Origin of the sequence: Streptomyces sp. NPDC057302 (genome assembly GCF_042667685.1) — a bacterium.
Lineage (GTDB): Bacteria > Actinomycetota > Actinomycetes > Streptomycetales > Streptomycetaceae > Streptomyces.
In genome coordinates, this window is sequence record NZ_JBHUZJ010000026.1 from 1 (window position 1) to 26,720 (window position 26,720).

24 protein-coding genes and 1 pseudogene are annotated in these 26,720 nt (G+C 66.9%); 5 read left to right on the top strand and 20 right to left on the bottom strand.

Translation table 11 applies throughout. The features are described 5' to 3' along the window. The first annotated feature begins 690 nt into the window (after window positions 1–690). Window positions 691–1,530: a hypothetical protein gene (locus ACFUPX_RS19730; protein ID WP_383323716.1), complete on the top strand. Its 840-nt coding sequence runs from the start codon at window positions 691–693 to the stop codon at window positions 1,528–1,530. Window positions 1,531–1,913: 383 nt separating this feature from the next. On the opposite strand, the gene ACFUPX_RS19735 is transcribed toward ACFUPX_RS19730, so the two are convergent. Beyond that, window positions 1,914–3,473 (bottom strand): ISL3 family transposase, encoded by a 1,560-nt coding sequence (locus ACFUPX_RS19735; RefSeq protein ID WP_383323719.1) that lies wholly within the window; start codon window positions 3,471–3,473, stop codon window positions 1,914–1,916. 134 nt (window positions 3,474–3,607) lie between these two features. Here ACFUPX_RS19735 and ACFUPX_RS19740 point away from each other — a divergent pair, with 134 nt between their 5' ends. Beyond that, window positions 3,608–3,775 carry a hypothetical protein gene (locus ACFUPX_RS19740; RefSeq protein WP_383323721.1) on the top strand — a complete coding sequence of 56 codons (168 nt, stop codon included), beginning with the start codon at window positions 3,608–3,610 and terminating at the stop codon, window positions 3,773–3,775. A gap of 77 nt (window positions 3,776–3,852) precedes the next feature. Here ACFUPX_RS19740 and ACFUPX_RS19745 read toward each other — a convergent pair. From ACFUPX_RS19745 to ACFUPX_RS19755, 3 genes and pseudogenes are all read right to left on the bottom strand, one after another. Further along, window positions 3,853–4,953 (bottom strand): annotated as a pseudogene (locus tag ACFUPX_RS19745) (ArsO family NAD(P)H-dependent flavin-containing monooxygenase). Then, on the bottom strand, window positions 4,950–6,062 hold the full coding sequence (arsB, locus tag ACFUPX_RS19750) for an ACR3 family arsenite efflux transporter (protein WP_383323723.1): 1,113 nt from the start codon (window positions 6,060–6,062) through the stop codon (window positions 4,950–4,952). Before arsB ends, ACFUPX_RS19745 begins: the two are co-directional and overlap by 4 nt. Then, entirely contained in the window at window positions 6,062–6,367 is a 306-nt protein-coding gene (locus tag ACFUPX_RS19755; protein WP_383323726.1) for an ArsR/SmtB family transcription factor, read from the bottom strand. Before ACFUPX_RS19755 ends, arsB begins: the two co-directional genes overlap by 1 nt. A gap of 76 nt (window positions 6,368–6,443) precedes the next feature. On the opposite strand from ACFUPX_RS19755, the gene ACFUPX_RS19760 reads away from it, so the two are divergent. Both ACFUPX_RS19760 and ACFUPX_RS19765 read left to right on the top strand, forming a co-directional pair. Continuing rightward, window positions 6,444–7,079 carry a low molecular weight phosphatase family protein gene (locus ACFUPX_RS19760; RefSeq protein WP_383323729.1) on the top strand — a complete coding sequence of 212 codons (636 nt, stop codon included), beginning with the start codon at window positions 6,444–6,446 and terminating at the stop codon, window positions 7,077–7,079. 53 nt (window positions 7,080–7,132) lie between these two features. Continuing rightward, window positions 7,133–7,552 carry an arsenate reductase ArsC gene (locus ACFUPX_RS19765; RefSeq protein WP_383323732.1) on the top strand — a complete coding sequence of 140 codons (420 nt, stop codon included), beginning with the start codon at window positions 7,133–7,135 and terminating at the stop codon, window positions 7,550–7,552. Between the two features lie 273 nt (window positions 7,553–7,825). Here the strand turns inward: ACFUPX_RS19765 and ACFUPX_RS19770 are convergent, their stop codons facing one another. The 12 genes from ACFUPX_RS19770 to ACFUPX_RS19825 all read right to left on the bottom strand — a co-directional run bounded on the left by ACFUPX_RS19770 (window position 7,826) and on the right by ACFUPX_RS19825 (window position 20,335). Continuing rightward, a complete protein-coding gene (locus tag ACFUPX_RS19770; RefSeq protein ID WP_383323735.1) occupies window positions 7,826–8,152 on the bottom strand; it encodes a hypothetical protein in 327 nt (108 codons plus the stop codon). 212 nt (window positions 8,153–8,364) lie between these two features. Continuing rightward, on the bottom strand, window positions 8,365–10,488 hold the full coding sequence (locus ACFUPX_RS19775) for an FUSC family protein (RefSeq protein ID WP_383323738.1): 2,124 nt from the start codon (window positions 10,486–10,488) through the stop codon (window positions 8,365–8,367). 350 nt (window positions 10,489–10,838) lie between these two features. After that, window positions 10,839–12,173 (bottom strand): ammonium transporter, encoded by a 1,335-nt coding sequence (locus ACFUPX_RS19780; RefSeq protein ID WP_383323741.1) that lies wholly within the window; start codon window positions 12,171–12,173, stop codon window positions 10,839–10,841. Window positions 12,174–12,225: 52 nt separating this feature from the next. Next, a complete protein-coding gene (locus ACFUPX_RS19785; RefSeq protein WP_383323744.1) occupies window positions 12,226–13,587 on the bottom strand; it encodes an ammonium transporter in 1,362 nt (453 codons plus the stop codon). A gap of 51 nt (window positions 13,588–13,638) precedes the next feature. Continuing rightward, complete coding sequence (locus ACFUPX_RS19790) at window positions 13,639–14,556, bottom strand: urease accessory protein UreD (RefSeq protein WP_383323959.1); 918 nt, start codon at window positions 14,554–14,556, stop codon at window positions 13,639–13,641. Window positions 14,557–14,687: 131 nt separating this feature from the next. Further along, window positions 14,688–15,308 (bottom strand): urease accessory protein UreG, encoded by a 621-nt coding sequence (gene ureG / locus ACFUPX_RS19795; protein WP_383323747.1) that lies wholly within the window; start codon window positions 15,306–15,308, stop codon window positions 14,688–14,690. A 46-nt stretch (window positions 15,309–15,354) separates the two neighbouring features. Further along, window positions 15,355–16,068: an urease accessory protein UreF gene (locus ACFUPX_RS19800; RefSeq protein ID WP_383323749.1), complete on the bottom strand. Its 714-nt coding sequence runs from the start codon at window positions 16,066–16,068 to the stop codon at window positions 15,355–15,357. Next, entirely contained in the window at window positions 16,065–17,789 is a 1,725-nt protein-coding gene (gene ureC, locus ACFUPX_RS19805; protein ID WP_383323752.1) for an urease subunit alpha, read from the bottom strand. Before ureC ends, ACFUPX_RS19800 begins: the two co-directional genes overlap by 4 nt. Continuing rightward, window positions 17,789–18,181, bottom strand: coding sequence for an urease subunit beta (locus tag ACFUPX_RS19810; protein ID WP_383323755.1), 393 nt, complete (start codon window positions 18,179–18,181; stop codon window positions 17,789–17,791). Before ACFUPX_RS19810 ends, ureC begins: the two co-directional genes overlap by 1 nt. A gap of 15 nt (window positions 18,182–18,196) precedes the next feature. Beyond that, window positions 18,197–18,997 (bottom strand): sirohydrochlorin chelatase, encoded by an 801-nt coding sequence (locus ACFUPX_RS19815; RefSeq protein ID WP_383323758.1) that lies wholly within the window; start codon window positions 18,995–18,997, stop codon window positions 18,197–18,199. A 3-nt stretch (window positions 18,998–19,000) separates the two neighbouring features. Continuing rightward, the gene (locus ACFUPX_RS19820) at window positions 19,001–19,306 is read right to left on the bottom strand and encodes an urease subunit gamma (RefSeq protein ID WP_383323761.1); all 306 of its coding nucleotides are present in this window, start codon (window positions 19,304–19,306) and stop codon (window positions 19,001–19,003) included. 63 nt (window positions 19,307–19,369) lie between these two features. Continuing rightward, window positions 19,370–20,335: an urea transporter gene (locus tag ACFUPX_RS19825; RefSeq protein ID WP_383323764.1), complete on the bottom strand. Its 966-nt coding sequence runs from the start codon at window positions 20,333–20,335 to the stop codon at window positions 19,370–19,372. A gap of 557 nt (window positions 20,336–20,892) precedes the next feature. Between ACFUPX_RS19825 and ACFUPX_RS19830 the strand changes: the two genes are divergently transcribed. Next, window positions 20,893–21,954 carry a hypothetical protein gene (locus ACFUPX_RS19830; RefSeq protein WP_383323767.1) on the top strand — a complete coding sequence of 354 codons (1,062 nt, stop codon included), beginning with the start codon at window positions 20,893–20,895 and terminating at the stop codon, window positions 21,952–21,954. 391 nt (window positions 21,955–22,345) lie between these two features. Here the strand turns inward: ACFUPX_RS19830 and ACFUPX_RS19835 are convergent, their stop codons facing one another. The 4 genes from ACFUPX_RS19835 to ACFUPX_RS19850 all read right to left on the bottom strand — a co-directional run bounded on the left by ACFUPX_RS19835 (window position 22,346) and on the right by ACFUPX_RS19850 (window position 25,475). Then, the gene (locus tag ACFUPX_RS19835) at window positions 22,346–23,185 is read right to left on the bottom strand and encodes a transposase (protein WP_383323770.1); all 840 of its coding nucleotides are present in this window, start codon (window positions 23,183–23,185) and stop codon (window positions 22,346–22,348) included. A 674-nt stretch (window positions 23,186–23,859) separates the two neighbouring features. Further along, a complete protein-coding gene (locus ACFUPX_RS19840; protein WP_383323773.1) occupies window positions 23,860–24,459 on the bottom strand; it encodes a transposase in 600 nt (199 codons plus the stop codon). Between the two features lie 138 nt (window positions 24,460–24,597). Further along, the gene (locus tag ACFUPX_RS19845) at window positions 24,598–25,047 is read right to left on the bottom strand and encodes a hypothetical protein (protein ID WP_383323776.1); all 450 of its coding nucleotides are present in this window, start codon (window positions 25,045–25,047) and stop codon (window positions 24,598–24,600) included. Continuing rightward, window positions 25,032–25,475, bottom strand: coding sequence for a hypothetical protein (locus ACFUPX_RS19850; RefSeq protein WP_383323779.1), 444 nt, complete (start codon window positions 25,473–25,475; stop codon window positions 25,032–25,034). The genes ACFUPX_RS19845 and ACFUPX_RS19850 overlap by 16 nt, the downstream gene beginning before the upstream one ends. Window positions 25,476–26,720: the final 1,245 nt, after the last annotated feature.

The following is a 26,720-nucleotide window of genomic DNA, read 5'->3' on the forward strand; positions in this document are numbered from 1 at the left end:
CCCGCACCTACGCCCTCGACCAGATCCAGGAAGCGGCCAAGCTCAGCCAATCCCGCCGCCCCGGCGGCAAACTCATGCTCGTCCTGTGATCACCTATCTGGCTTGGCCAGGCGAAAGGAATCCACACAACCCTCGATGATCACACGGTGACCGCACCCGTTCCCGACCAGGGTCCCTACAAGATCGTGAAGTCACACTGGAGTACTAAGCGCGTCCGTCGAGCTCACATCGCGGCTTACGAAGGCCGTGTCGCACTCATCGGCGCCTCGGCAAGGCCGTTCCCAAGGATCGCCGCGGGAGCCGTCAAGAGGTTCCACTTCCGCCTGTCGATCGACGTGCCGCCGTCATAGCCGCGTGAAGCGGCCGGCAGCGTCACGGACCCCCTTCACCGGCTGCGCGGCGATGCTTTCCGTTCGTCTCTCGCCCCCCCTCACCTGCCCCCATGCAGCCGGTCATGGAACTTCACGAACAGCTCGTTCTGGTGCCACCGGCGGAACATAGCCCCGGCACCATTCGGGGAAGTCCAGCTTCGGTCACCGAGGGCACGGGGTGAGTCGTGACCGGTAGAGGAGCTGTCTTCGGAGCAGAGAACAGTTACGAGTACGTCACGTTTAGCTGAGCCGGCGGAGCGGTCGAGGGGGAGTAGCGATCATGTGCCCCATGACAGGTACGTGGCGAGGTCGAGTGCGCTTGGCATCATGGCTCGGTGGGGCAAGCGCCCTTTCTGCAGGTCTTGTTGCAGCTGCGCTCTTTGTGCTGGCGGATGCGCCGACTGATTCGCTCTCCGCCTATGGTGCGGTGACTGTAGCGGCGCTGCTTCCCCTCGTCTGGCTGGTAGGGCAGGACCGCCACTCCGAGACGCTAGTGAAGACTGCCCGCCAACTTCATTACTGGCAGCCCCTCCGGGACAAGTTCACGGACGACAAGCGAAGGATGGAGCGGATTTCTGCAATTGGTCCGATTCCCGTCGACCAATACCTGGAGGAAATGGAAAGGAAGTTGGGGCGCGAAGCGGCGGTGAAGCCGGAGGAGCGTGAAAGGCGCCTCGGAATCGCTCGGACGCAAAAGGCACGAGAGGACTCGCTGCAGCGCCATCGGGAGCAATCTCTGGAGCTCAACCTGAAGCAGGCGGAAGATCAGGTTCGGCAGCAAGAACGAATCCAACTCGGAGCACTGACTCGGCTGAAGGCCAACGCGGAGGCACGGTCTTCCCTGATTCTCTTGGCCTTCTCGCTCATTCTGCTCGTGCTCACTTACCATGCTGCGGCTCACCTGCTCGAACGCACCGAGACCGGGCAACTCACTCCGGCTGATGCCGCCCAGGTTGTTACGGCCGTCGGAGGTGCACCCGCTGCCATCGTGCTCGGCATCTACGGGGTGCTCAAGGGGACAGCCCTTGTGATGCATGCCTGGGCCGATGTCGTCCGGGCGCGGGCCGGCCTCCCTCCGGCCGAGTCTGCGGGGAGCGAGAACGGGGAAAGGGGTGGGAATGGGAGCAGCGGCGGAGCCAACATGGGATCGGGCACGTGACGTCCTATCCCACGAAGGGCAATGCCAGGGGAGGCGCTCCCTGCGTGAAGCGCCTCCCCTGGCGCAGGGGTGGTCCGATCACCTTGCCTCACGCCCAGAGGCTGGCCGTCGGGTAGGCGGATGCACCCATTGGCGCCCTCGTCGGCAGTGCCGTGCACTCTGGCTCTTACCGGCTGGCGCCCTTGGGCCACACGACATGTACAGGGGCGGTCGTAGGCCGAGTCGGCGGGGCCGCGCAGCGCGATCACCGAGCACCTCCGTCTGTGGGCGGGCTATCCGCCGCCATCAGGCGCGGAGGTCTAGGTGTCGGCGTTCACGTAAAAGTGGCCCCGGCAAGATTTCCGTGAAGCTGGGATGCGCCTCCATGCGCCGGTGACACTCCGTCATGGGTGTTGGCGTCGGAGGTGCGCCATCAGGATCACGCGGTGGCGTAGGAGGGGCACTCCTGCGCGTCCTGCCATGATCCGCTTCTGGAGTTTCAGATCGGTGATGCGGCCTTCGTTGACGCCGGAGTTGAACGGGGTGGTGATGCCCTGGATGACTGCGGGCTGGTCTTCGCGGATAGCGTTGGCCAGGCTGGCCAGTGCGGGCAGGTGTGAGGCGATCAGGCCATCGAGCCAGCCCGGCAGCTGGTCGGCGTCGCCGGTGTCGAGCATGGCGGCGAACTGACGTACCAGGTCGTGGGTCTGGGTCAGTTCTGGGCAGTGCTCGAACAGTCGCCCGAGTGCCTCGGCGGCGTGCAGGCTGCGCCGGGATGGCGCGGTGGTGATCCAGCGGGCGACCTGCCGGGGCGAGGGCGGTCGCTCGCGCGGCGTATCGATCGGCAGTCCCCGGCGGAGCGGTGCGATGGCCATCTTGACCCGCTGGTAGTGGCCCCGGTAGCCCTTGGCGACGATCTCCTGGTGCAGCACCGTCGCGGTGTGCTCGCCCTCCTCCCACCGCTGCCGCAGGTACTCCAGATACGGATCGAGGCTGGTGGGCCGACGGGTGGGAGTGCGGCGTACGCATTCCTGCCAGGTGGCGGCTCGCGCATACTTGCCCACGGTGCGCCGGTTCAGGCCAAGTTGGTGGGCTGCGGCGTGGAGTGAGATGCCGGTGTCGGTCACCGCGTGCACCGCATCGAAGAGGTTCTTCGCGTGGCGACGGGCACGGGTTTCGGCTTGGTCGGACGGCGCCGTTGAGCTCGATGGCGACGGTGCCGCGTCAGGATCGGGAACTGCCGCGGGCAGGCAGCCGCGGTGCGCGGCGGCAATGTCCCCGACTCTCTTCGACAATCCCTGCCACAGATGGAAGCGGTCGCTGACCTGCACCGCACCCGGGGCGCCGTCGGTGACGCCCTGCCGGTAGACCAACGAGCCGTCCCGGCAGACGACCTCAACGCCGGGATGCGTCCGCAGCCAGGCGGCCAGCTGCTCGGCGTCGCGGCCGGCCCACAGCTCGATCGGCAGCCGGGTATCGGCATCCACCAGCAGGGTGCCGTATACGTCCGCGTACAGCGCGAAGTCATCCACACCCAGCACCCGTGGTGTCGCCGTCTCCGGAAGCGGCAAGCGCATCACGTGGAACAGCACGCTCGTCCGCGACAACGGCACCTTCAGAATCTGCAGCAGCCGGGCACCGCCACGGCCGGCGAGCAACACCCCGGCCATCTGCACCAGGTGCTGCAGCAGTGGGCTGCGGCGTTGATAGCGCACCGTCAGTCCCTCCACCTGCTCCACGAACGTCCGCCGACCGCAGTCCGGGCCGTCGCAGAACAGCCGGCGTACCGACAGCCCGATCACGACCGGGCGGCCGCCGACAGCGACATCCGCCAGTGCGCGGTGATAGCGGCTGTGCGTCCGCGCGGAACCGCGGCCGCAGTCAGGACACGTCACCGTCAACTCACGGGTGCAGGCCGCGATACGGACCACGCCGCCCGCCACCCACACCCGTTCCACCCGCACCGCAACAAGATGCGGAGACACAATCCGTACGAGGTCATCACACTCGCCGACAATGCCGCTTCCTGTGACGGAGTGTCACCGGCGCATGGAGGCACATCCCAGCTTCACGGAAATCTTGCCGGGGCCACATTGGGGTGTACGCCGACACCAATCTCCGATTCACCCTGGTCATGGCCGGAGGCTCGGTGGCTGGGGCGGCGCTGGGCGGGCTACTGCTCGGCGTGTTCTCGGATCTGGTGCTTATCCCCGCGTTGGCCGTGGTTCTGCTCGTCTCCGCGGTCAAGCTCGCCCGCCACGACTGAGCATGCGGACTTGACCCGAATGTCCAGCTACCCCGCACCTGATCGGACGCGGGTGAGGACCTTGGCTGCGAGCAGGTTCACTGCGTCAGAAGTCGTGCGACGTCGCGGGCCATCTCCCGGGCGGTACGGCCGACACCGATCAGGGTGGCAGAGGCGGGGCCGGTCCAGTCGCCGTATCCGAGCAGATGCAGCCGGGGTTCACCAAGCGCGCGGGTGCCCTCGGTGGCGATGCGTCCGCATGTCCCGCGCAGGCCCAGCGGGGCCAGGTGCGACAGGGCGGGCCTAAAACCCGTGCACCAGATCACCGCGTCGGCGCGAGTAGAGGTCTCGTCGGCCCATTCCACTCCGCCTCTGGTCAGGCGCTGGAACATCGGCTGGGCTTTGAGGAGCCCGGCGTCGCGGGCAGCGCGTACCGGGGAGACAGTGACGATGTCACCGAGGGAGGCCACCCCGCCGGTATCGGCCTCGCCTTGATCGAGGGCGCGGCGGCGGGCGGTCGCGGCGTCGAACAGGGCGCGCCCGTCGATGTCGTCGGCCAGGAACCGTGCCGGGCGCTGGGTGACCCAGGTCAACTCGACGCCGGCCAGGGCGAGGTCGGCGGCGATCTGCGCGCCGGAGTTCCCTCCGCCGACCACGACGACCCTTCCCCAAGCTCTCAACTGCGTTCGAGCAGGGGATACCCCATTCCCGGCGAAGTCGGCCGGACTGCGGTAGTGACTGTGTGCAGCTGGCGGCCGGTGAACACCTCACGGCCCGCGACCGCGGGCAAGAACGGGCGCCACCAGGTGCCGGTCGCCGAGATGACCGCCCGCGCCGACCAGGCGCCCCCGTCCGCCTCCACCCGCAGCCGTTTGCCCTCGGGTCGTACGGCGCTCACCCGGACCGGGTGCTGCACGGGCAGGTCGTGGCGCTGTTCGTAGTCGTCCAGGTAGTTGACGACGTGTCCGGCGTCCGGGTACTCCTCACCGCTCTGGGCGGGCATGAGCCGCCCCGGCAGGGAGGAGAACGCGGCCGGGGAGAACAGGTGCAGCGAATCCCAGGTGCGTTGCCAGGCGCCGCCCGGATCGCTCTGGGCATCCAGGATGACGAAGTCGAGCTTCTGGCGGCGCAGGTGATATCCGGCGGCGAAGCCCGGCCTGCCCGCCACCGATCACCACCACATCCACCGCATGCGTCACGGGGCCGTTGTCACCGCGTCGGCGGCGAACTTCCTGCGCCAGGCCAGCGCGACGTACACCAGGCCGATCAGGACGGGCACTTCGATGAGCGGGCCGACGACACCGGACAGCGCCTGGCCGGAGGTGACGCCGAAGGTCGCGATGGCCACGGCGATGGCCAGCTCGAAGTTGTTGCCCGCAGCCGTGAACGCGAGGGTCGCGGTGCGGTCGTAGGCGAGACCAAGCCCCTTGCCCACCAGGAAGGTGCCGAAGAACATCACCGCGAAGTACACGAGCAGCGGCAACGCGATACGGACGACGTCCACCGGCTGCGAGGTGATGGTCTTGCCCTGCAGCGCGAAGAGGATGACGATCGTGAAGAGCAGGCCGTAGAGCGCCCACGGGCCGATCTTGGGAAGGAAGTTGGACTCGTACTTCTGTCGGCCGAGCTTCTTCTCGCCGACGCGGCGGGTGAGGAAGCCCGCGAGGAGCGGGATGCCGAGGAAGATGACGACGTTCAGCGCGATCTTCCACATGGAGATGTCGAGCTTCTCGCCGTCGCCCAGGCCCAGCCAGCCCGGCAGCAGGTCGAGGTAGAACCAGCCGAGCAGGCCGAACGCGATGACCTGGAAGACGGAGTTGAGTGCGACCAGGACGGCGGCGGCTTCGCGGTCGCCGCAGGCGAGGTCGTTCCAGATGATGACCATGGCGATGCAGCGGGCCAGGCCGACGATGATCAGGCCGGTGCGGTACTCGGGCAGGTCCGGCAGGAAGATCCAGGCGAGCGCGAACATGACGGCCGGGCCGACGATCCAGTTGATGACCAGCGACGAGACCATCAGTTTGCGGTCGCCGGTGACGGCGTCGAGCTTGTCGTAGCGGACCTTGGCGAGGACCGGGTACATCATGATCAGCAGCCCGATCGCGATCGGCAGCGAGATGCCGCCGATCTCGACCTTGGCGAGCGCGTCATTCATGCCCGGGATCAGCCGCCCCAGACCGAGGCCGACGGCCATCGCGATGAGGATCCACACGGCCAGGTACCGGTCGAGCGTGGACAGCTTGGCGACGACGCCGTCGCCGGACGCCGCGCCCTGGTCCGTCTGCGGGGTGGTGTCGGTGCGGCTCATCAGCAGGCCCTCTTGTTCGCGGCGGCAGTGCGGGCGGACTCGGCGAGCTCGGCGAACTGCTCGGAGACCGAGGCCAGGACCTCGGGGCGCAGCTTGTAGTAGGTGAAGCGGCCGCACGGCTCGGTCTCCACCAGACCGGCTTCGCGCAGCACCTTCATGTGGTTGGAGAGGTTGGTCTGCTTGGCGCCGGTCTCCTCCACCAAGTGCGTCGTACAGAGCGTCTCCTGGGCGAGCAGGGTCACGATTTTCAGACGGAGCGGGTCGCCAAGGACCCGGATCGCATCAGCATCGACTGAAGTCAGCATGGACTGATATTGTCACATCATTCGGTGCTGATACCAGTCCGGACTGAACCGTAGGGCCCTCCGAAAGGGTTCCCTCATGACCGCGCCCCCGCTCCCCCTGTTCCCCGACGAGCGGCTCTCCGCCAGAGTCGCCCGTCTCGCCTCCCGGCACGCGGGCCGCTTCTCCGTGGAGACCGTGCGACTGCTGCTCACCGACTTCGACCGGCGCCTGGCCGAACAATCCCGCATCCGTACGCACCTGGTGGTGCTGTCCGAGCGGCTCGTCGGCGAACGTCTGGACGCCCTCGCCCGCGTCGAGGGCGCACAGGGCGGCGGACCTCCGCGGGTGCTGTTCGTCTGCAGCCTCAACGCCAGGCGCTCGCAGATGGCCGCGGCGCTCCTGGCGCACCGCGCGGGAGACCGGGTCACGGTGTCCTCCGCCGGCACGACCCCGGCCAGCGAGGTGGAGCGCGGGGTCGCCCAGGCTCTGGTCGAAGCGGGCGTGGACCTCGCCGACGCCTACCCCAAGCCGCTGACCGACGAGGTCGTCCAGGCCGCCGACATCGTCATCACGATTGGCTGCGGTAATGCCTGTCCCGTCGTCGCGGGCCGACGCTACCTGGACTGGCCGGTCCCGGACCCCGACGGTGCACCCATCGCCGTGATCCGCGCCATCCGTGACGACATCGACACCCGCATCACTGCCCTGCTCGACACCCTGCCGGGCACCTGAACACACCCATCGGCAGTCCCTGTTGACCGCTCTCTGCTTGTTAGGAAGACCCCATGACCACTTCTCCCCTCGCCTCCGTGCTCTTCGTCTGCGTCCACAACGCCGGGCGCTCGCAGATGGCCGCCGGATTCCTCAACCACCTCGCGGGCGACCGGATCGAGGTCCGCTCCGCCGGGTCGATCCCCGGCGACCAGGTCAACCCGGCCGCCGTCGAGGCCATGAAGGAGGTCGGCATCGACATCGCCGACCAGAAGCCGAAGATCCTGACCACCGAAGCCGTCAAGGCGTCCGACTACGTCATCACCATGGGCTGCGGCGACGCCTGCCCGATCTTCCCCGGCAAGAAGTACCTCGACTGGGCACTCGAAGACCCCGCAGGCCAGGGAGTCGATGCCGTCCGCCCTATCCGCGACGAGATCAAGACCCGCATCGAGACCCTCGTCGCCGAGATCGACGCCCAGCAGGAGGCGTGAGCGCGATCATTGAACGGGACGTCATACGCGAGGTCATCGGCTCCGGCCCCGCCGGATACACCGCCGCCCTCTACACGGCCCGCGCCAACCTGAAGCCCCTGCTCTTCGGCAGGGTCGATCTTCGTGGGCGGCTCACACTGACCACGACCACCGAGGTAGAGAACTTCCCCGGCTCCCCCGAGGGCGTCGGCGGCCCAGCACTCATGGAAAACATGCGGACCAGGCCAAGCGCTCGGCGCCGAGATGGTCGACGACGCCCCCATCCCAATTCATTCACCTGGCAGCGCTGTCGACAGTCTGGCCATCGGTATAAATGCCGCGCTCTTCCGCACGTATCCGCAATAGGCTCAAGTCGTCGTGAATCCACAGGAAACCGAAGATCAGCTCCTCCGGAAGATCCTGGTGCTGCTCGACGGCGCCAGGAAGTACGAGACACTCACCCAGGGCAACTCCAGGGCCTGGAACGTCGCGCCGGGCAGTCTGACGCGCCGCCTTCTCGTCGCGGATCACGCGCGGGTCGAGCGGCGATCCCGGCAACGCTTCGGGGTGTGCAGCGCTCTTGGCATACGAGGCGATGCATAGCAGCCGGAGGGCGAGCATGCCGATGAGAGGGACCCGGCCCGAGGGGTGATTGCGTTCTTGAACTCGCGGGCGGACGTTATTTTCCCCACCTCTGGTGCGGTCCGGTCCTTCTTCCGCAAGCGAGGCGGGGCGAACAAGTGCCATCGGCCGCTCGAACGCTTCCCTTTTGAACTCTTCCGTGTGTGGCCTTCCAGGGCCAGCCGCGCGCTGGTGCGTCGTGGCACCTGGCTCTATGGGGACCGAGTGCCGGCGGGCGGGGGTGCAGGGCTATTGCCAGGCGGGACGGGGGGCGAGCCATATTGCAGAGAGGTGGAGAGCTCGTCCAGAGCGGCGAGGAGAAGGACCCCGGTTCGCTGCACCATCTCATCCGTCGGTCCTTGGCTGTCCCAGCCGGTGAGGGCGGCCCGAATCGGTCCCCACGTGGGGATGCGACGGTCGCGCACCGCCTTTGCCGCATCATCGGCCGATTGCTGCAGGGCGATCGCTAGAGGCGCCGCAGCGGTGACGGCTCTGCTGCCGGGAACAGGAAGATTAGCTTCCAGGAGCATGGTGATCCGGGCGACCTCGGCCAAGGCGTGCTCGGCGCCGGTTTCCGTGGTGTGCGACAGGCCGCGGTGGCGGACGGGTTCCTTGGCGGCGAGGGCCACCGCGCCCCGCCAGGCAAGGAGGGCGGCTCGGGCCTCCAGGACGGCTTCGCGGCTCTCGCGGGCGGTGCGCGCGCCGGGTTCGGCGTAGTGCCGTACGACCGTGGCGGTGTAACGGAGGTCGGCCCGGGTCCAGTCGGCGAGGCGGGTGCGCAGACGAGGAGTCTCCCAGGAGGGGTAGAGAGCGTAGGCCAGCATGGCCAGGAACCCGCCGATCAGGGTCAGGTTGAGGCGGGCTGGCACCGACTGGTCCAGGCCCTCGCCGGCCATGGCGAGGGTGAAGATGGTGTACGCGGCCGCGGCGGCCTGCACGGGTGCGTACCCCGTGTACATGAACAGCAGGATCAACCCTCCACAGATCACGGACAGGACCGCGTTCACGAGTGCTCCTGGCTGGGCGAGCTGCACGATGGTTCCGGCGATGAGGAGGCCGCCGATGTTTCCCCCGATGCGGGCCGTGGCCCGGCTGTATGTCTGGGTGAACCCAGGACGCATGATCAAGATGGCGACCAGCGGGACCCAGTAGCCGTGTCCGAACGGTAGGAGGCGGCCGACAACATCACCCACGACCACGACGACCGTGGTGCGTACCGCGTGCCGGAACACCGGTGAGTCGCGGTGCAGTTGACCGTGCAGCGTACGAGCCGCGGTCTTGACCTCGTCGGACACCGAGGGCCGCACGAGCGCGGTCGCGTCCTCCTCCTCGGGGCCGCTGCTCCCGGAGTGTTCCCCGCCGGTGGTCTCGATGACGTCGTGCAGCAGGGCGCGCAGACGGACAGCCGTCTGCTCGGCGGGGCCGGTCAGGGCATGGCCGCTCTTGGGGACTTCGATGGCGGCGACGGCCCAAGCCGACAGCTCGACCGGTCGGCCGTGGCGGATCGCACGGGCCTGCGCGTCGAGGATTTCGGCCGCTCCCCCGAGAATTTCCTGGGCCCGCTCGCCGGTGAGGCTCTTCGGCGCTCCGGTGACGGAGGGGTCGGCGAGGGTGGCCAGAACCGGGCGGATCAGCTCGGCCAGGCCCCGGGCGCCGTGCAGTTCAGGGGGACGGCGGCGTACTTGGCGTGCGCTGAGCATGGCCGCGTCGCGGGCCTGGGCGAAGGGCCCCGGGGTGAACGGCGCGGCCGGATCCTCCCGCAGACGGCGGGCGTAGTCGGCTTCGGCGGCCAGAGCGTCGGCGAGCGCGTCACGACGGCGCCCCCACCGGCGAATCGGGAAGAGCACCACCAGGGCCGCTTGGACCAGACCGCCGGCGGTCATCAGAGCGGCCTGTCCCAGCGACTCCATGAAGGTTGCCGGCAGGGTGACGGTCACCAGCATTACGGCGGCGTTGGTCGTGCCGAGGCTGCCCGCGTTCGCGCCGAGCGACCAGGCCATGCCGCCCAGAAACGTCCACAGCGCTACCAGGGCGAGAAACAGCAGCAGATGTCCACCGGTCAGGTAGCTCAGGAAACTGGTGATGCCAAGCGTCAGCGCAGAGGCCACCGGGAGCACCGGATCCGGCCGCCAGCTGCGCTGGAACACCGCGATCCCACCCAGCAGCGCACCGTAAGCGGCAGCCGCGGCCGCGGTCCCGCCGAACAGCCACAGGGCCGTTCCCCCCGACAGCGCGAGCCCGGCCGTCGCACGTAACGTGACCAGCGGTTCGAGCCTTGTCCGCTCGACGCGCAGACCGGAACGGGCGGCGTCCTTCAGGGTGATGAACCATCCCATATCGGGAAGGGTATCTCTGCAATTGATCACTCCGCTGAAATTTCCTTACCGGCCCAGGCAGAACGTCTGCACCACGAAGCCGATCGAGGCTGCCCCACCGGCAGCTGCCTGGCAACTGACGTGCGGAGCACGTCAGTTGCACCGTCGATGGGCAGCCCGACAACCACCACTAGTCGACTCATCGTCGAAATACCTACCCACTCGTCCGGGCGCATTCGGGGCCATGACGCCTTCTGCTGGTAAGTCATGGGCATTCCGTGTCCGACTCCTGGCAAGAAGGCCATGGTGAACTCGGTGCAGTGGTCGTGGGACAGGAAGGGGGCGGTGCGCCAACCGAAGGCCCCTGGGCATTACTTGCGTGCGTCGCGCCGTGCCAGCAGCTCCTGCAACTGGTCGATGATCTGCGCTGCCTGGTCCTTGTCGGTGGGGGCCTTCGGCCCGCGCAGTGCGTCGGTGACGTCCTGGAGCTGGGTGGCGACGTCACTCTCGTAGACCTGCTCGTGCTCGGTGATGCCGCCGGGCTGACGCAGACCGACGGTCATGTCGATGAGCTTGCCGATGATGGCCGTCATCACGAAGGAGAAGAGACCGAGGGCAAGGATGGCGACGAGTTGGCGGCCGAGCAGGTTCCAGGAGCCGCCGTAGAAGAGGCCCTTTTGCCCTGTCACGGCGCCAGTTGCCGCGAGTCCGGCCATGACCATGCCGAAGAGGCCGCCCCAGCCGTGGATGCCGACGACGTCCAGGGTGTCGTCCACTCCCAGGCGGTACTTCCAGCTGATGGCGAACGCGCAGGTGAGCCCGGCGAGGAAGCCGATGGTGGTGGCCCAGACCGGGGTGATGCCGGCGGCCAGCGGGGTCATGGAGACCATGCCGGTCACCGCGCCCATGCACATGTCCAGGAGGGTGACCTGGCGGGTGCGCCAGTAGGCCGTGACGCCCCAGCCGGCCATGGCGGCGCCCGCGGCGAACTGGGTGTTCAGGAAAGCCATCGCGGTGGAGCCCGGTCCGGTGAGGTAGGAGCCGGCGTTGAAGCCGAACCAGCCGAACCACAGGAGTGCCAGGCCGATGACGACGAGCGGCAGGTTGTGCGGGCGGATGGTCTGACGCTCGAAGTCCTTGCGCTTGCCGGCGACGATGGCGAGCGCCAACCCGGCTGTGCCGGAGCTGAGTTCGACGACGGTGCCGCCGGAGAAGTCGACGGCCTGGACCTGCTTGGCGACCCAGCCGTCGGGGTCGAAGACCCAGTGCGCCATGGGGACGTAGACCAAGAGCGTCCAGACGCACACGAAGGCGATCCAGCCGCTCATCTTGGCCCGTCCAGCCACCGAGCCGCTGATCAGGGCCACGGTGACGATCGCGAAGCACATGTGGAAGACCGAGTAGATGACGGTGGGGACATCGCCGGTCTTTGTGCTCGGGCCGATGCCGCGCATGAATGCGTGGTCGAGCGTGCCGATCATGCCGAGACCGGCGGCATCCGGACCGAAAACGAGGGTGTAGCCGAGGGCCCACCAGATGAGCGTGACGAAGGCGACGCAGACGAAGCACATCTTCAGCATCGCGATGATCTGCTCGGTCTTGACCATGCCGCCGTAGAAGAAGGCGAGGCCCGGGGCCATGAGGAGCACCAGGGCCGCCGACATCATCAGCCAGGCGGTGTTGCCGGAGTCGAACAGTGTGTTCATGAAGGGTCCTCACACAGAACGGGAACGGGAACGGGGCGGTGTCGGTGGCAGGTCACTTCTCGCGCTCCCGTCGTTCGAGCAGGTCGAGGATCTCGCCCAGCTTCTCGGTGTCCGCGCTGGTGCGGGCTGCTGCCGGCTGGGGCGCGGTGAGGCGCGGCTTGTCCAGGCGCGCCTGGATCTCGTCGAGGGTCGCGTTGTCGTACGCGATCTCCTCCTCCTCGCCCGGGACGTCCTCGTACTCCTCCTTGGTGCGGAACCCGATCGTCTTGTCGATGGCCTTGGCGATCAGCCAGGTGACGACGAAGGAGAAGGATCCGCAGGCGAGTACGGCGACGGCCTGGCGCCACAGCTGGTCGAACCCGCCGCCGTAGAAGAGGCCCTTCTTGCCGCTCATCTGGGCCGTTGCGAACAGCCCGATGGACAAGGTGCCGACGATGCCGCCCCAGCCGTGGACACCGACCACGTCAAGGGTGTCGTCGACGCCGAGCTTGAACTTGAAGTTGACGGCGAAGGCGCAGACGACGCCGGCCATGAAGCCGATGCACACCGCCCCCAGGGGGGAGACCTCGCCGCAGGACGGGGTAATGGCAACCATGCCGGCCACCGCGGCCGAGGCGACGCCGAGCATCTCCACGTGGCCCAGGCGCCACTTCTCGATGAGCGGCCAGCCGACCATCGCGGCGCAGGCCGCGAGCTGGGTGTTGAGGAAGGCGGTGGGCGCACCGCCGGCATCCTTGAGCGCGGACCCGGCATTGAAGCCGAACCAGCCGAACCACAGGAGTGCCAGGCCGATGACGACCAATGGCAGGTTGTGCGGCCGGATCGGCTGACGCTCGAAGTCCTTGCGCTTGCGCAGCGCGATGGCCACCGCCAGGCCAGCCGCTCCGGAGTTGAGCTCCACGGGCAGACCGCCGGCGAAGTCCAGTGCGCCGAGATGGGCGACCACCCAGCCCTCGGGTGAGAAGACCCAGTGCGCCAGGGGGATGTACACCAGCAGCGTCCAGACGACGACGAAGACCAGCCAGCCCCGCATCGTGGCGCGGCCCGCGATGGAGCCGCTGATCAGTGCCACGGTGATGATCGCGAACGACATCTGGAAGCAGGCGAACACGGTCTCGGGGATGGTGTTGTGCAGTTCATTCATCCCGATGCCGCGGAAGAACGCGTGGTCGAGATTGCCGAGCATCCCGCCGCCGATGTCCGGCCCGAAGGCCAGCGAATACCCGACCGCAAGCCAGAGCAGGGTTACCAGGGCCAGGCAGGCGAAGCTCATTTTGAGCATGACCAGGACGTGCTGGGTGCGGACCATGCCTCCGTAGAAGAAGGCGAGACCAGGGGTCATCAGGAGCACCATGGCGGTGCTGGCCAGCAGCCAGGCGCTGTCGCCCGTGTCGAGGGAGGCGGCCAAGAGCATCGGTAACTCCGCGGGGTGCAGCGCCCCGGCCCGCGGCCGGAGCGAGGGGCGTCAGGACTTGCGCATCAGGGGTGCGGGGACGCCGATCAGCAGTTTGCGTACGGCATCCCACGCGCTTCGGGCGGCGGCTGTCGCGGCCTGCGGGTCGTCGGTCAGGAACCGTGCCCATGCACCGCATTCCTGGGGCAAGGTGCTGACCCCGCAGCTGATGCCCGTCGAGGCGAGCGCGGCGTGCAGGGTGTCGGCGACCTGTGCGGCCGGCGCGAGCGAAGTGATCGCGTAAAAGGTGCCGACGACGTCGTGTTCCTGGAGCACGGCGGGGCCGCGCACACCGCTCCCGCCTGGCTCCAGCCGCATCGGGTCGACGAGCACCAGATCCCCGCCGGGGCGCCGAAGTTCGAGGTCGGAGGCGAAGATCTCATAGGCGTGACGCTCACCGTAGGCGAGCCGGCCCGCGTAGAGCACCTCTCCGGCGAGCACCGTCGCCGAGGGAGCGGCGGTGATCATGGTGCGCTGGTAGAACCGGGAACCGGCGAAAGGGATGACGGGCTCGGGCAAGTACTCGACATAGCTCCTGTCCCCCAGATGGAGGTTGACGAGCTGGGTGGCGTAGTCGCACTCCATCCGGTAGAGCTTCGTGGCCGACTGAGAGGTGAGGTGCAGCGCCGTATCGGGACCGCAGTGCAGGTCCGTCCGGAGCCGGTCGCCCTGCAGGATGCCGCCGCCCGTGGCCATCAGCTGGGTGATGGGCAGGTCGGGGCGGGCCGGATCGTAGTAGAGCGGCCGCATGATCTGCAGGGGTGACTTCTGGTAGTGACGCACGAGTTCGGTGCGCGCGCCGCGCTGCTCGAAGGACAGCTCGAGGAGGCCCACTTTGCCGGGGCGGCCCACGCCGAGCGTGTCCGGAGTCCCTGCGTGCCTTCTGACCTCGTAGGGGATGCGCTCGGGCTCGTAGTGTGCGGGCGCCAGCCGGTCGGCGACCGGCGAGGTGAGGCCAGGGGCCGGCCGGACGGCGGTCTCCCGCGCTGCCGCCTGCGTTGCGTCGGGCGCCGCGGGTGCGGGCCGTCTGCCGCGGCGAGCGGGCCTGGTAACGGCGGAGGTCACACCGCAACCTTGCGGTAGGACTCCAGCAGGTCGGTCACCTGGTCCAAGCCCTGGCCGGTGAGGCAGTTCGTCAAAGCCACCGGACGGCCCTCTCGTACCCGGTGGGCGTCCGACTCCATGACACCGAGATCGCAGCGCACGTACTGCGCGATGTCGATCTTGTTGATGACCAGGAGGTCGCATTCGGTGATGCCAGGGCCGCGCTTGCGGGGCATCTTCTCTCCCTCGGCCGTGTCGAGCACGAACAGGAACAGGTCGACGAGGACCGGGCTGAAGGTGAGGGTGAGGTTGTCGCCGCCCGACTCGTAGAGCAGGGTGTCGACGTCGGGGAAGCTCTCCAGGAGTTCGGCACCGGCGGCCAGGTTCATGGTCGGATCGTCACGTACCGCGGTGTGCGGGCAGGCTCCGGTCTCGACGCCGACCACGCGCTCGGGTTCGAGCATGCCTTCCAGTGCCCGACGGACATGCTGGGCGTCCTCCTGGGTGTAGATGTCGTTGGTGATCACCGCGGGGCGGTGACCGCGCTTGATCAGCACCGGCACCAGCGCTTCGATCAGCGCGGTCTTGCCGGAGCCGACCGGACCGCCGATGCCTACCCGCAACACGTTGTCCCTCATGGGTTTTCGTCCCTCTCATCGATTCGTCGGACATCAAGGCCGGGCATCAGGAAGCGAACAGCCGGGCCTCAGCCCGCTCATGGCGGCCAGACATCACGTCGGCCATGGGTACGCAGCCGCCGAGGTCGGCCAGGTCGCGCAGCACTGCGCCAGCTGTGACCTCGGTGATCACCGGGGCGATCGATCGCAGTACCACCTGGGCCCTGCGGTGGTCGGTGAGGCGCAGCCGAAGGGCGGCGCCGACGAAGCTCGCGCAGAACGCGAACAGGTCGCTTGCCACGGCTTGTTCGACCGGTGCCCCGGCCGCCGCATAGGTGACGCCCGCCACCACCGCCTGACAGCCGGGGGCATGTTTGGCGGTGACCAGTTTGGCGTAGCGGTCCAACGCGATGCCGCCCACCGACTCCCGCGCGATGTCGAGGAGTTGCCGACCGGTGCGGGTGACCGCAAGTCGCAGCTCGCGGTTGAGCTTGGTCGCGTACAGCCGGCGATCGGTCTCGCTCACGCGCGCGAAGTCACCCGCCCGGGCGGCCCGGTGGGCCAGCGCGAGTGCGGTGGCGTCGGCCGGGCCGACCGAGTGGCGCAGCAAGTCGGCCAGGAGCACCTCGACCGTGTCCGGGGTGATGGCCTTGGCCTGGGCATAGCCCTCCAGTCCGTGCGAGAGGGTGTAGAACCCGCTGGGGAAGGCTGAGTCGGTCAGCTGGAGGCTGATCAACAGGGCGTCCAGGCCGCCCTGGGACACGGATTCTTCCGCACTCATGCCAGATAGAAGAGCTGGCTGAGCGGGAGCGACTGCGCCGGCTCGATGGTGGCGACCTCGCCGTCGAGCTTGACCTTGTACGTCTCCGGGTCGACCTCGACCTTCGGGGTCCGGTCGTTGCGCACCATGTGCTGTTTACCCACCGAACGACAGTGCTTGACCGGAAGCACCAGCGAGTCCAAGCCCAGCTTCTGGGGGATGCCAGCATCGATGCCCGCCTGCGACATGAACGTCACTCGGGTGGCCTGCTTGGCTTTGCCGTGCGCACCGAACATCGGCCGGTAGTAGACCGGCTGCGGCGTGGGCAGCGAGGCGTTCGGGTCGCCCATCTGAGCCCAGTTGATCAGGCCGCCCTTGATCACGAGGCGAGGCTTGGCGGCGAAGGAACTGATCGGCCACAGTGCGATGTCGGCGATCTTCCCGGTTTCCAGGGAGCCGATGTGTTCGGCGGTGCCCGTCGCGATCGCCGGGTTGATGGTCATCTTGGCCAGGTAGCGAAGCACCCGGAAGTTGTCGTTGCGCTCGGTGTCGCCGTCGAGCTTGCCGCGCTGGTCCTTGCAGTGGTGCGCGGTCTGGAAGGCGCGCAAGAAGGATTCACCGATGCGGCCCATGGCCTGCGAGTCGGAGGAAAAGATCGAGATGACGCCTTCGTCGTGCAGCACGGTTTCGGCGGCGATGGTCTCGGCGCGCACCCGGGAGTCGGCGAAGGAGACGTCCTCGGGGATGTCGTGGCTGAGGTGGTGACAGACCATCACCATGTCGAGCAGCTCGTCGATCGAGTTGATCGTGTACGGCAGCGTCGGGTTGGTGGAGGAAGGCAGGACGTTGGATTCGCCGGTGACGCGCATGATGTCGGGTGCGTGCCCGCCGCCCGCGCCCTCGCTGTGGAAGGTGTGAATGGTACGGCCGTCGATCGCGGAGCGGGTGTCCTCGAAGTAGCCGCCCTCGTTCAGCGTGTCGGTGTGCACCGCGACCTGGACGTCGTAGTCGTCGGCCACCGTCAAGGCGCAGTCCAGGGCGGCCGGGGTGGCGCCGTAGTCCTCGTGCACCTTCAGGCCGCACGCCCCGGCCTCGACCTGCTCCACCAACGCACCGGGCAGCGAGCCGTTGCCCTTGCCCAGCAGACCGGTGTTGACCGGCAGGTCCTCGACGGCCTGGAACATCCGGGCCAGGTTCCACGCACCCGGTGTGCTGGTGACACCGTTGGTGCCGTCCGCCGGGCCGGTACCGCCGCCGATCATGGTGGTGATGCCGTTGGACAGCGCGGGCAGCGCCTGCTGCGGCGAAATGAAGTGGATGTGACTGTCGATGCCGCCCGCGGTGGCGATCTGGTGCTCGCCGGCGATGACCTCCGTGCCGGGGCCGATGACCAGTCGTGAATCGACGCCGGACTGGGTGTGCGGGTTGCCGGACTTCCCGATGCCCGCGATCCTGCCGTCCTTGATGCCGATGTCCCCCTTGACGACGCCCAGGATCGGGTCGAGCACCACGACATTGGTGATGACCGTGTCCAGGGCCCCCTGCGCGCCGGTGGCCTGCGGGTCCTGGGCCATGCCGTCGCGGAAGGTCTTGCCGCCGCCGTAGACGACCTCGTCGCCGTAGTGGCCTTCGTTGTAGTCCTTGGTCACCTCGACGACCAGATTGGTGTCGGCCAGGGTGAAGCGATCACCGACCGTGGGTCCGAACAGGTCGGTGTACTGCTTACGCGGCAAAGTGGCCATCAGCTGTTCTCGCCTTCCGTGCGTGCGCCCTTGAAGCCGTGCTGCACCGCACGGGCCATGGCTTTGGTTCGGGTGTCTCCGGCGTGGACGCCTCCACCGGTGAGGTTGCTGAAGCCGATCAGCCGCCGATGTCCGGCGAACGCGGTCAGGTCGACGTCACGCGTGGCGCCCGGCTCGAAGCGCACCGAGGTGCCCGCGGGAATGTCCAGATGCATCCCGAACGCTTCGTTGCGGTCGAAATCGAGCGCCCGGTTGGCCTCGAAGAAGTGATAGTGCGAGCCGACCTGGATCGCCCGGTCGCCGGTGTTGGCCACGGTGACCGTGGCCTTGGCCCGGCCGGCGTTGAGCTCGATCTCTCCGTCGCCGTATTGGTATGTGACGCCACCCGACATAGGTGGCCTCCCTTCTCAATGGTGGTGCGCGTGGGGGGTGATGTGCGTGTGACCAGTGGTCGTGTCGTGCGGATGGGAGTGCGCGTAACCGTGACCGTGCTCGGCATCGAGGCCCCCGTGGATGCCGTCGTGCCCATGCGCGAGCCGATGCAGGGCTTCGCGCGTGCGCGCCTGCAGGACGCCGCTGATAGCGGACGGGCTGAGCAGCGGCCCTCCGTCCACGGCCTGGCAGTCGCGCCGGGCCCCCGAGGCCCCGAAACCCGCCGGGACCATCGTGACCCGGTCGGCACCGAGCCGGAGGCAGCGCTCCACACCCTCTTCCAGGTCCGGATCACCCCCCGTGAAGGCCACCTCGACCAGCCGGTGCTGCCCGTACTGCCGGACGAGACGGGCGATGCGGAAAAGTTCCGCATCCTCGAAGGGGCCGGCCGCGGTCGCCGTGATCAGGATCGCGGAGTCCGCCGTGTGTCCAGGCCAGGACGCGGCTTTTTGTACCGCGGTGCGCAGCCAGGAGATCAAGTGGTCCTTGGTCCCGAATGGTTCGGCGAGCACCAACCGGCCCTTGGCCTCGTCCGCAGCCAGCCAGCGCAGGGCGCGGGCAGTGTCGGCGACCAGCCGCGGATCGCGGCCGAGCGTCATCGGAACCACACACACCGGCGCATCCGATGACACGAGCGCCTCGCTGACGGCCGCCATGGTGCGGCGTCCGCCGCGCACGACGTGGAAGCCGGGCATGTCCGGTCCGCACTCATGGCCGCCGGTGTGCACGACCGTGGCGGCGCCGGCCTGCACCGCAGCGGCCACGGCGCTCGCCATCACTCAGGCGCCCACGGGGTCATGACAGGAGACCAGTTTGGTGCCGTCCGGGAAGGTCGCCTCGATCTGGATCAGCGAGGCCATGTCCCGGACACCGTCCATCACATCATCGGAGCCGACAATGGTCTTCCCCAACTCCATGCACTCCGCGACCGTCTTGGAGTCACGGGCACCCTCGAGGATGGCCTCGCTGATGAGCGCGACAGCCTCGCTGTAATTCAGTTTGAGGCCGCGCTCCCGACGCTTTCTGGCCAGGTCGGCCACAATATAGACGTACAGCTTGTCGATCTCTCGCGGCGCAAGATTCATCGCATTACTCGCTTTCGATTACTCACGGACCACTGGCGGGGTCCGGCGGGCGCCATTCGGCGGTCAGGTTCGCTGGAGGCGGTCCAGAGCGGGCACGGCGGCAACGAAGGCCACTGCGGTCAGCACGAACGGCCAGGTGAAGGTGTGCCCGCCAAAGGGATCGAAGAAGTTGGTCATCGCCGCGGTCAGCCCGGTGGCCGCGGCAGCGCCGATCACGGCGTACGCGAAGCTCCAGCCGCTGACCTTGACGAAGACACCGCACAGCGCCATGGCGACCAGGACGGCGTTGTAGCCCATCAGTCCCTGCTCCACCCCCGCAGCCGGTGAACCCAGCGCCCAGGCCGTGAAGATGGCGACACCGCTCCCGACACAGGCCATCACGCCCGCGAACCAACTGGCCACGAAGATGCCGATGAGGAAGAGCAGGCCGACGTACCACTGCGGCATGAAGAAGATCTGACTGACATTGGCGAAGAAGGCGTGCCAAAGGTCGTGCCAGCTCAGATGGGTGGCGTCGCTGCTGGCCTCGGACAGCGCGGAGAGCCCGGGCCCTTGGTGCCAGACGCGCTCGAAGCTGGGCGCGGCGATCGTCATCGCGCTCGCCATGATGCAGAACGGGATGGTGAACGTCGGGAGGTTCCAGGTAGCCAGAATGTTCGCGAGAGCCGAAGTCACCACGACCACCGTGATACATCCGCCGATCGAAAGCAGCACCGTGGAGGGGTGGTCGGCCCCGAGAAATGCGGCGTAACCGGTCGCCACCAGAGTGCCGTTGAAGCCTTCCAGTCCTGCCTTGATCCGCCCCTTGTCCGCGCCCAGCAGATACGCCGTGGCAGTGGACACGGCAGTGCCGAGCAGACCGTAGAGACCGTACTCCCAGCCGGCGGCGAAGAGCGCGGCCACGAAGAAGACGCCGCACAGGACGCTCGGCATGAAGTCAACCTGGGCCACGCCCTTGAAGACTTCCGCAACAGATTTGAACGGGCCCTTCTCAGGAGATTCCAGCCACGCATCGAGCTGCTTGAGCATTGAACTCCGCTTTCCGGCGTAGAGGATGCCGCCCCCCACAGGGCACGTAATCAGGCTAGAGCAGAATAGGCACCGGATGGCGCACGCAACGCGTACCGCGAACGCGACATAGAAACGACAGGATCATTACGCAACTCAATAAGTATTTCAGCAATTTCCTATTAGTTCTTAATTACGGCAGCTTTCCGGTCCGCGCGGTGTTCACAGCATGCCGAAGGCCCCGTCCCTGTACAGCCGTTGCCCGGCCATGAAGATGCCCCCTGCCTGATTGGTGGCCGCAGGTCTGCACCTCCGCGTTGAGCCCGTCGCAGTTCGAACAGCTGGTGGCGCTGGCGCGTCGTCGCAGTGTCGATGTCAGCGGGGCCGTCCGTTGCGATTGCCGCTGGCAGAGCGGGTGCCGAGCGCGCCTTGGCCCGACTCAAGAACGGGAAGACCTGCAGGACTGCAGGCTCAAGGGCCGGGACGTTCGCCAGGCCATGCTTGGCGACCCATGGCAACACCGGCGAATTCCTCCATAGCTACCACCACGACGTGCGGCTTGCCGCAGAATGGATTGCATGTTGAGGCGCAAGCAACCAGTCCAGAGCCGCGCGATCGCAAACCGCATGCAAACCATTTCTAGGGGAATCGACGGGAAACAACTAAGCAGTAGAGCTGTGGCGATGCACTATTCAAATGGCCTCATCAAAGGGACTGACACGGGGGCGGCAATGAAGCTGGTCACCGCGAAGCGCATTTCGCGCTCACGATTCCATGTAGGACTTTCCACTGAAAGTATTGGGCTCGCTGCTCTCACTATGCGCGCAGCGCTGGTGTCCGACACATTGCTGCTCACTCACGAGAACCATGAAGTTGGCCATCGCCTGGGCGAGTACACCTTTTCTGGTATCCCCAATAAGATGTACGGCGCGGCCAGCCGAGAGTCAATTAAGTACGGAATCCACTGCCCCAGCCTCGAACGACTTGGCGAATGGATCCTGGGCGCTGAAAGAATGCTTAAGATGGGCCTCGTTTGGTATCTTCCGAACTATTGGACGCAGTCGCTCACATTTAACACCGGATACTTCGGCAGGATTCACGCCGTCGACTATCTGATCCGGAACGGACGGGCTGTGGACGCTTCGGGAGCCGAGCCGATCAAAAGTCAAGTGGTTCGCCCCATCCTGCAAATAGATCTTCCGTTCATCGAGGGCGTCGACCTGAGAACCTTCAGCAAAATCACAGCCGATGAGTTCGATTCGTATGTCGCTTTCCGGGGTTTTCTTCAAAGCAGTCTGCTGGCGATCGATGATTCGCTGAATGCCGTCCAGTCGGAGCGTGAACTCCTAAGGCTCGGTATGGACATCAAAGACCAAGTGCGTTCTATGCGATTTGAAATGCAGAAGGCACGGAGGAAGGGGGCTGTCTCCGCTAGCGGTGCCCTGATCGGATCCGTTGGCGCGATCCTCGTGGCCGTATACGGGCCAGCTCTGCAGGCGGCCATCGCCACTGTTGGCGCATCGGGCGGGGTGTGGTCCATCATCCACTCTGCCGCAGAAAATAACACCCGCCATCTCCGCGAGGACAAGTGGTACTACGTGTGGGCGCTGGCCAAGGAGAGCGATGCCGGTACCATTTGATCTCGCCCTGGCCGGGGCCCCTGATTTCTGCCTACTCCTTCGGAGAAGCAGCTTCTCAGTGAAAAAAATCGAACTTCTAAGACGGACTGGCCAGGGCGAGCACGCCCGGGCCTGGCGCCGGTTATCCGGAGCATCACACCACCAGGGCTGGTGGTCGGACAGGTCCCGCGGTGCCGCCCCCCGCCAACGACACCCCGCGCGAGGACAAGAAGGTTCAGCAGCGGCCGGTACTTCGTAGCACGCGGGTCATCAACACGTCCTTGCCCCTGGTGCTCGAGAGCGGCGAGCCGGAGTGCAGCAGTGCCCACACCTGACCCTGCGCGCCCTCGCAGCCCGCCACACACGAACCCCCGCCGGAGCTCACCGGCGGAGGTTCTTCATGTCACGAAATTCAACACACATCTCCCGATGAGCGGGTTCCTGACTGTGGCTGTCCGATGAGGTGGAAGACCTCTCGGGTGGCATAGCGTTTGAGGCATCGGATGATCTCGCGCCGGGTCTTGCCCTCCTTGATCCGGCGCTCGAAATAGTTCTGGGTGCGTGGGTCGACCCGCAGACGGGTGAACACGATGCGGTGGAGCGCTGCATTGGCCTGCCGGTCGCCGCCGCGGTTGAGGCGGCGGAACTGACTGCGCCCCGAGGAGCGCTCGACGGGACTGACCCCGCACAAGGCGGCGAACGACGCCTCGCTGCGAAGCCGTTCCGGGTTGTCCCCTACCGCGATCAGCAGAGCAACCGCCGTGTCCGGACCGATCCCCACCACCTCCAGCAGCTGCGGGGCATGACCCTCGAGGAGCCGAGCCAGACGAGTGTCCACTTCCCTGATCTGCTCGGAGATCTGGCCGATCCGGTGAGCCAACAACCCCAAGGTGATCCGAGTGGCCTGCAGCACCGACTCCTCGCCGGCCCACTCGTAACTGCTCACTTCGGCGAAGCCCGCACAGGTACGGAAGAGTTCGGCATTACCCAGTCCAGCCAGCTCTTCCCGCAAGGCTGGATCAGCAGTGATGCGGACGGACTTGAGCTGATTGATGGCCTGAGTGCGGGCCTTGACGGCCGACACCTTCGTGAGCTTGTACATCCTGGCGATCTGCACCGGCCCGTCGCCCGCCTTGGCCCGGGCTCGCGCCCGCCCGCTCAGCACGGCTCGCGCCGCGTTCTGGGTATCGAGCGGATCCGACTTACCGCGCCGACGGCGATCCGCCCGGTCCATCCGGTTCACGTCCAACACGGCGACACCCTGCGCCAGCAAATAGCGCGACAGGGACGCTCCGAAGGAGCCGGTCCCCTACACCCCGGCCCGCCTGACCACACCCAACTTCCGGGCCCACTTCAGCAGATCCCGGTAACCGGCAGCAGTGGCCGGGAACTCGTCGGTGGCCAACACTGTCCCGGTCGCGGAGAGCGCCACAGCCATGTGGGCATCCCGGTGCGTATCCACTCCCAGCACCACCTCCCCCGCAGGACGGCGACGGCGAGTCTGCGGCACAGACGACGTACTGGGCACGGTCGCAGTGGACATGCCCGCTCCCCTTCCAATCCGACGGCGCGTCGTGTTGCCGGTGCCAGGCCGCGTAGGACGGTCAGAATCGTGAGGACGCCACAACCATCGCAGGCCCCTATCGGGACACACCCCGCCAGCCCAGCACCGACAACGCACCATCCCCGGACAACGGCCGACAGCGTGACACCGGGACGCTTCGGTCAGAAAAGTCAGGAGTCAGACCCAGACCCGGGACAGCACCCACTAATCCTCCCGCCCCTCGCAGCGCCCGACCCGAGAACAGAGAGCATGCTCAGTCCCGGTTCTCAGGGCAGCTCCGATCTGACACCGGCCGATCGTTATGCGCCGCAGAGGTCGACATCTTGGTCCAATGCGCGACGGCCAGCGCAACCCGCCCACAGCTACGAGCGCCCCGGACGCCAACCCGCCTGGCCATGCCGTCCGCAACAGACGCTCAAGGTGCCCACAAACACCGCACCGGTGCAATCAGACCTCGCCGGTGGCGAACGCTGAGGCCCCCTGCCAGCACCTGGCCGACAGGGGGTCGCTGGATACCGTTTTGACCAGGTTGGATACCTCGCGGGCGGCATATCGCTTGAGGCACCTGATGATCTCACGACGGGTTTTGCCCTCCCGGGTGCGGCGTTCGCAGTACGCCTGCGTGCGCGGTCGTGGCGCAGCCTAGTGAACACGATGCGGTGCAGGGCGGCGTTCGCCTTCCGGTCGCCGCCGTGGTTGAGCCGACGCGAGCTCCGGCGGCCCGAGGAGCACTCGACGGGGCTGACCTCGCACAGGGCAGCGAACGACGCCTCGGTGTGCAAGCGCTCGGGATTGCCCCCCATGATGATCAGGAGCGTGACGGCACTGTCCGGGCCGATACCCACCGGTGCGAGCAGCCGCGGGGCGTGAATCCAGGAGTGACTGACAGGTTCGGCCGGAATGACAAGAACCGCGGCTTGTAGATGCTTGTGTCGCGGAATAGTGCACCTTCCGACGTCCATCTATGTCGAAACTGTTCACGTTGTACGACAGCGTCCAGCGATCCCCTGCGGGCGTCGGCCTCAACACGACGGTCCTTCGCGTGGCAAGCACAACAGAGCAGCGCCGCACGGCGAACGCGGGCTCTGGGTCGGCTCTGCTCAGTACTTCGTCAACCGTCCGGGCCGGTCGAAGTAGAAGCCTCTGGGCCCCTGCCGTTCACCGCTCTGTCCAGGTGGTGAAGCCGCCGCGACACCCTTGACCAGCGCGCTGCCGTTAAGGACGCGCTTGCCGTCGAACCGGTGGCCGGTGAAGCCGAACATATGGGTTCCCCGGCCCAGCCGCAGCAGCCCCAAGGTGACGTGCGTCGCCGAGAGGGGCACACCGTCGGACACCAGCGGGATGGACAGGAAGAGGTTCTTCTTCTCGCGCGCCGCGGGACCGGTCCACAGCGCAACGGTCACCCGAGGCTCGTCCAGGTCTGGGATGCACCCGCGCACGTAGTATGGCTTGGCGACCGGGGTGGTGGTGTAGTGCCACAGCGCATCCGCGACGGCGCACTGCGTACGGAACAGCACGTCCGGGGAGACGGTCACTAGCGGTTGACCCATGACGGGCACTTCTGCACCCCTCTGCAGTAGGCGGTGATCACGCCGATCTTCCCCTTCGTGCCGGGGGCGGTGTAGCGGCCGTCGTCGGTCTTCCTGGCATAGCGCACTTTGACCACGAAGTCGACCTGGCGCCCACTATGGAGGGCCGATCCCCAATACTCGAGGTTGCGCTGCTGGTCGGTCTTCTTGTCAGGTTTGCCGTCGAGGGCGGCATTGATGAGCCTGCACGACGTGATGTTGTGCGGCCTGGAGAAGTGGATCCAACCCAGCTCCGAGTTGCCTGTACGCGTGGGGATGCGACGACCGTCCCAGTCCTTCTGCACACACTTCTCATGGGTGTTCCAGGACTCTCGCGAGTCCGCGGTGGACGGGACGGCGACAAAGCCGAGTGCGGCGAGAGCCGCGGCGGCGGCGATAGTTCTTCTCAACGTTCCTCCTGGGCAAGATGCTGATCACATCAGGGTTGCCCGTCAGAACGAGTGGCTATGAGCAAGGACTGACTAATCACCCGGTTGAAGGCGTGTCGGCCCGTTGCCTACAGGTGCACTCACCACCGCGCAGCTACTCCTGTCGAGACACGGACGGACCAAGGCCGCGGGCAAAATGCCGAGTTCGTGGGTGAAGTACTCGCCGAACCGCTTGAGGTTCTCCGTAATCACAGGGGGGAGAGACCTCGGCTAGGTTGTCCGGCTCGATCTTCCAGCCCTCGCGTGGCGCCCCTGTGCCTCGCGTCACTTGAAGCAGAAGGAGGCGGGGCATGCGGCAGCCAGCACGGGTACGCCCGGCCGCCACCAGAAGGGGCGAGCACACTACTCCTGGACAGTCGCGCGCCGGGTCCCCCCTTGCCCGTTCGCCGAACACACAGGCCCCCGTCGGCACCATCAAACGGAGCCCCTCAAATCACATGCGCTGTCACACAGCCCCTATGAGCGGGGTCCTGACTATAGCTGTTTGACCAGGTGGAAGAACTCTCCGGGCGCCTCACGGCTTCCGACTACCTGGTCCGATGGCATATCCATTCCCAGCACTACCGCTCCTGCAGGGAGACGACGACGGGTCTGCGCAGCAGGCGGCGTACTGGACAGGTCGAAAATGGACACACCCCTCCCGGTCCGACGGCGCATCGCGTTGCCGGCACCGGACCGCGTGGGCGGTCAGAAACGTGAGGACGCCAGAACGAACGGCAGGCCCCTATCGGGACACGCCCTGCCAGCCCGGCACCGACAACGCACCGTCCCCGGGCAGCAGTCGACACTGTGACACCGAGGCACCTCGGTCAAACAACACCTGAGTCAGATCCCAGGCCCAGGACTGCACCCACCCATCCTCCTGCCTGTCACGGCATCTCCACCACCAAACCCTGGGCATGTTCAATCCCAGCCATGGGGGCATCCCGAATCTGACTCCAGCCGATCGTCTTACGGCACGGGGCCGGCACCTTCGTTCAGGTTGCTCACGACCGGGCCCCTTCTCTCCTGGCCCTCGGTGCCTCATCAGAGCCATGCCGAGGGACCAACGCCCCCTTCGTTACAGCCCCTATGAGCGGGGTACTGACTGTAACTGTGACCAGGTGGGAGACCTCTCGGGCCGCATAGCGCTTGAGGCGACGGACGATTTCTCGGCGGGTCTTACGGGGCTGACCCCGCGCAAGGCCGCGAAGGACGACTCACTGT

Bases quoted from the DNA above. Each gene is read 5' to 3' on its own strand.
- arsB (WP_383323723.1), bottom strand. From the start codon at position 6,062: ATGAGCCGCACCGACACCACCCCGCAGACGGACCAGGGCGCGGCGTCC.
- ACFUPX_RS19755 (WP_383323726.1), bottom strand. From the start codon at position 6,367: ATGCTGACTTCAGTCGATGCTGATGCGATCCGGGTCCTTGGCGACCCG.
- ACFUPX_RS19760 (WP_383323729.1), top strand. From the start codon at position 6,444: ATGACCGCGCCCCCGCTCCCCCTGTTCCCCGACGAGCGGCTCTCCGCC.
- ACFUPX_RS19765 (WP_383323732.1), top strand. From the start codon at position 7,133: ATGACCACTTCTCCCCTCGCCTCCGTGCTCTTCGTCTGCGTCCACAAC.
- ACFUPX_RS19770 (WP_383323735.1), bottom strand. From the start codon at position 8,152: ATGCTCGCCCTCCGGCTGCTATGCATCGCCTCGTATGCCAAGAGCGCT.
- ACFUPX_RS19775 (WP_383323738.1), bottom strand. From the start codon at position 10,488: ATGGGATGGTTCATCACCCTGAAGGACGCCGCCCGTTCCGGTCTGCGC.
- ACFUPX_RS19780 (WP_383323741.1), bottom strand. From the start codon at position 12,173: ATGAACACACTGTTCGACTCCGGCAACACCGCCTGGCTGATGATGTCG.
- ACFUPX_RS19785 (WP_383323744.1), bottom strand. From the start codon at position 13,587: ATGCTCTTGGCCGCCTCCCTCGACACGGGCGACAGCGCCTGGCTGCTG.
- ureG (WP_383323747.1), bottom strand. From the start codon at position 15,308: ATGAGGGACAACGTGTTGCGGGTAGGCATCGGCGGTCCGGTCGGCTCC.
- ACFUPX_RS19800 (WP_383323749.1), bottom strand. From the start codon at position 16,068: ATGAGTGCGGAAGAATCCGTGTCCCAGGGCGGCCTGGACGCCCTGTTG.
- ureC (WP_383323752.1), bottom strand. From the start codon at position 17,789: ATGGCCACTTTGCCGCGTAAGCAGTACACCGACCTGTTCGGACCCACG.
- ACFUPX_RS19810 (WP_383323755.1), bottom strand. From the start codon at position 18,181: ATGTCGGGTGGCGTCACATACCAATACGGCGACGGAGAGATCGAGCTC.
- ACFUPX_RS19815 (WP_383323758.1), bottom strand. From the start codon at position 18,997: ATGGCGAGCGCCGTGGCCGCTGCGGTGCAGGCCGGCGCCGCCACGGTC.
- ACFUPX_RS19820 (WP_383323761.1), bottom strand. From the start codon at position 19,306: ATGAATCTTGCGCCGCGAGAGATCGACAAGCTGTACGTCTATATTGTG.
- ACFUPX_RS19825 (WP_383323764.1), bottom strand. From the start codon at position 20,335: ATGCTCAAGCAGCTCGATGCGTGGCTGGAATCTCCTGAGAAGGGCCCG.
- ACFUPX_RS19830 (WP_383323767.1), top strand. From the start codon at position 20,893: ATGTTGAGGCGCAAGCAACCAGTCCAGAGCCGCGCGATCGCAAACCGC.
- ACFUPX_RS19840 (WP_383323773.1), bottom strand. From the start codon at position 24,459: ATGGACGTCGGAAGGTGCACTATTCCGCGACACAAGCATCTACAAGCC.
- ACFUPX_RS19845 (WP_383323776.1), bottom strand. From the start codon at position 25,047: ATGGGTCAACCGCTAGTGACCGTCTCCCCGGACGTGCTGTTCCGTACG.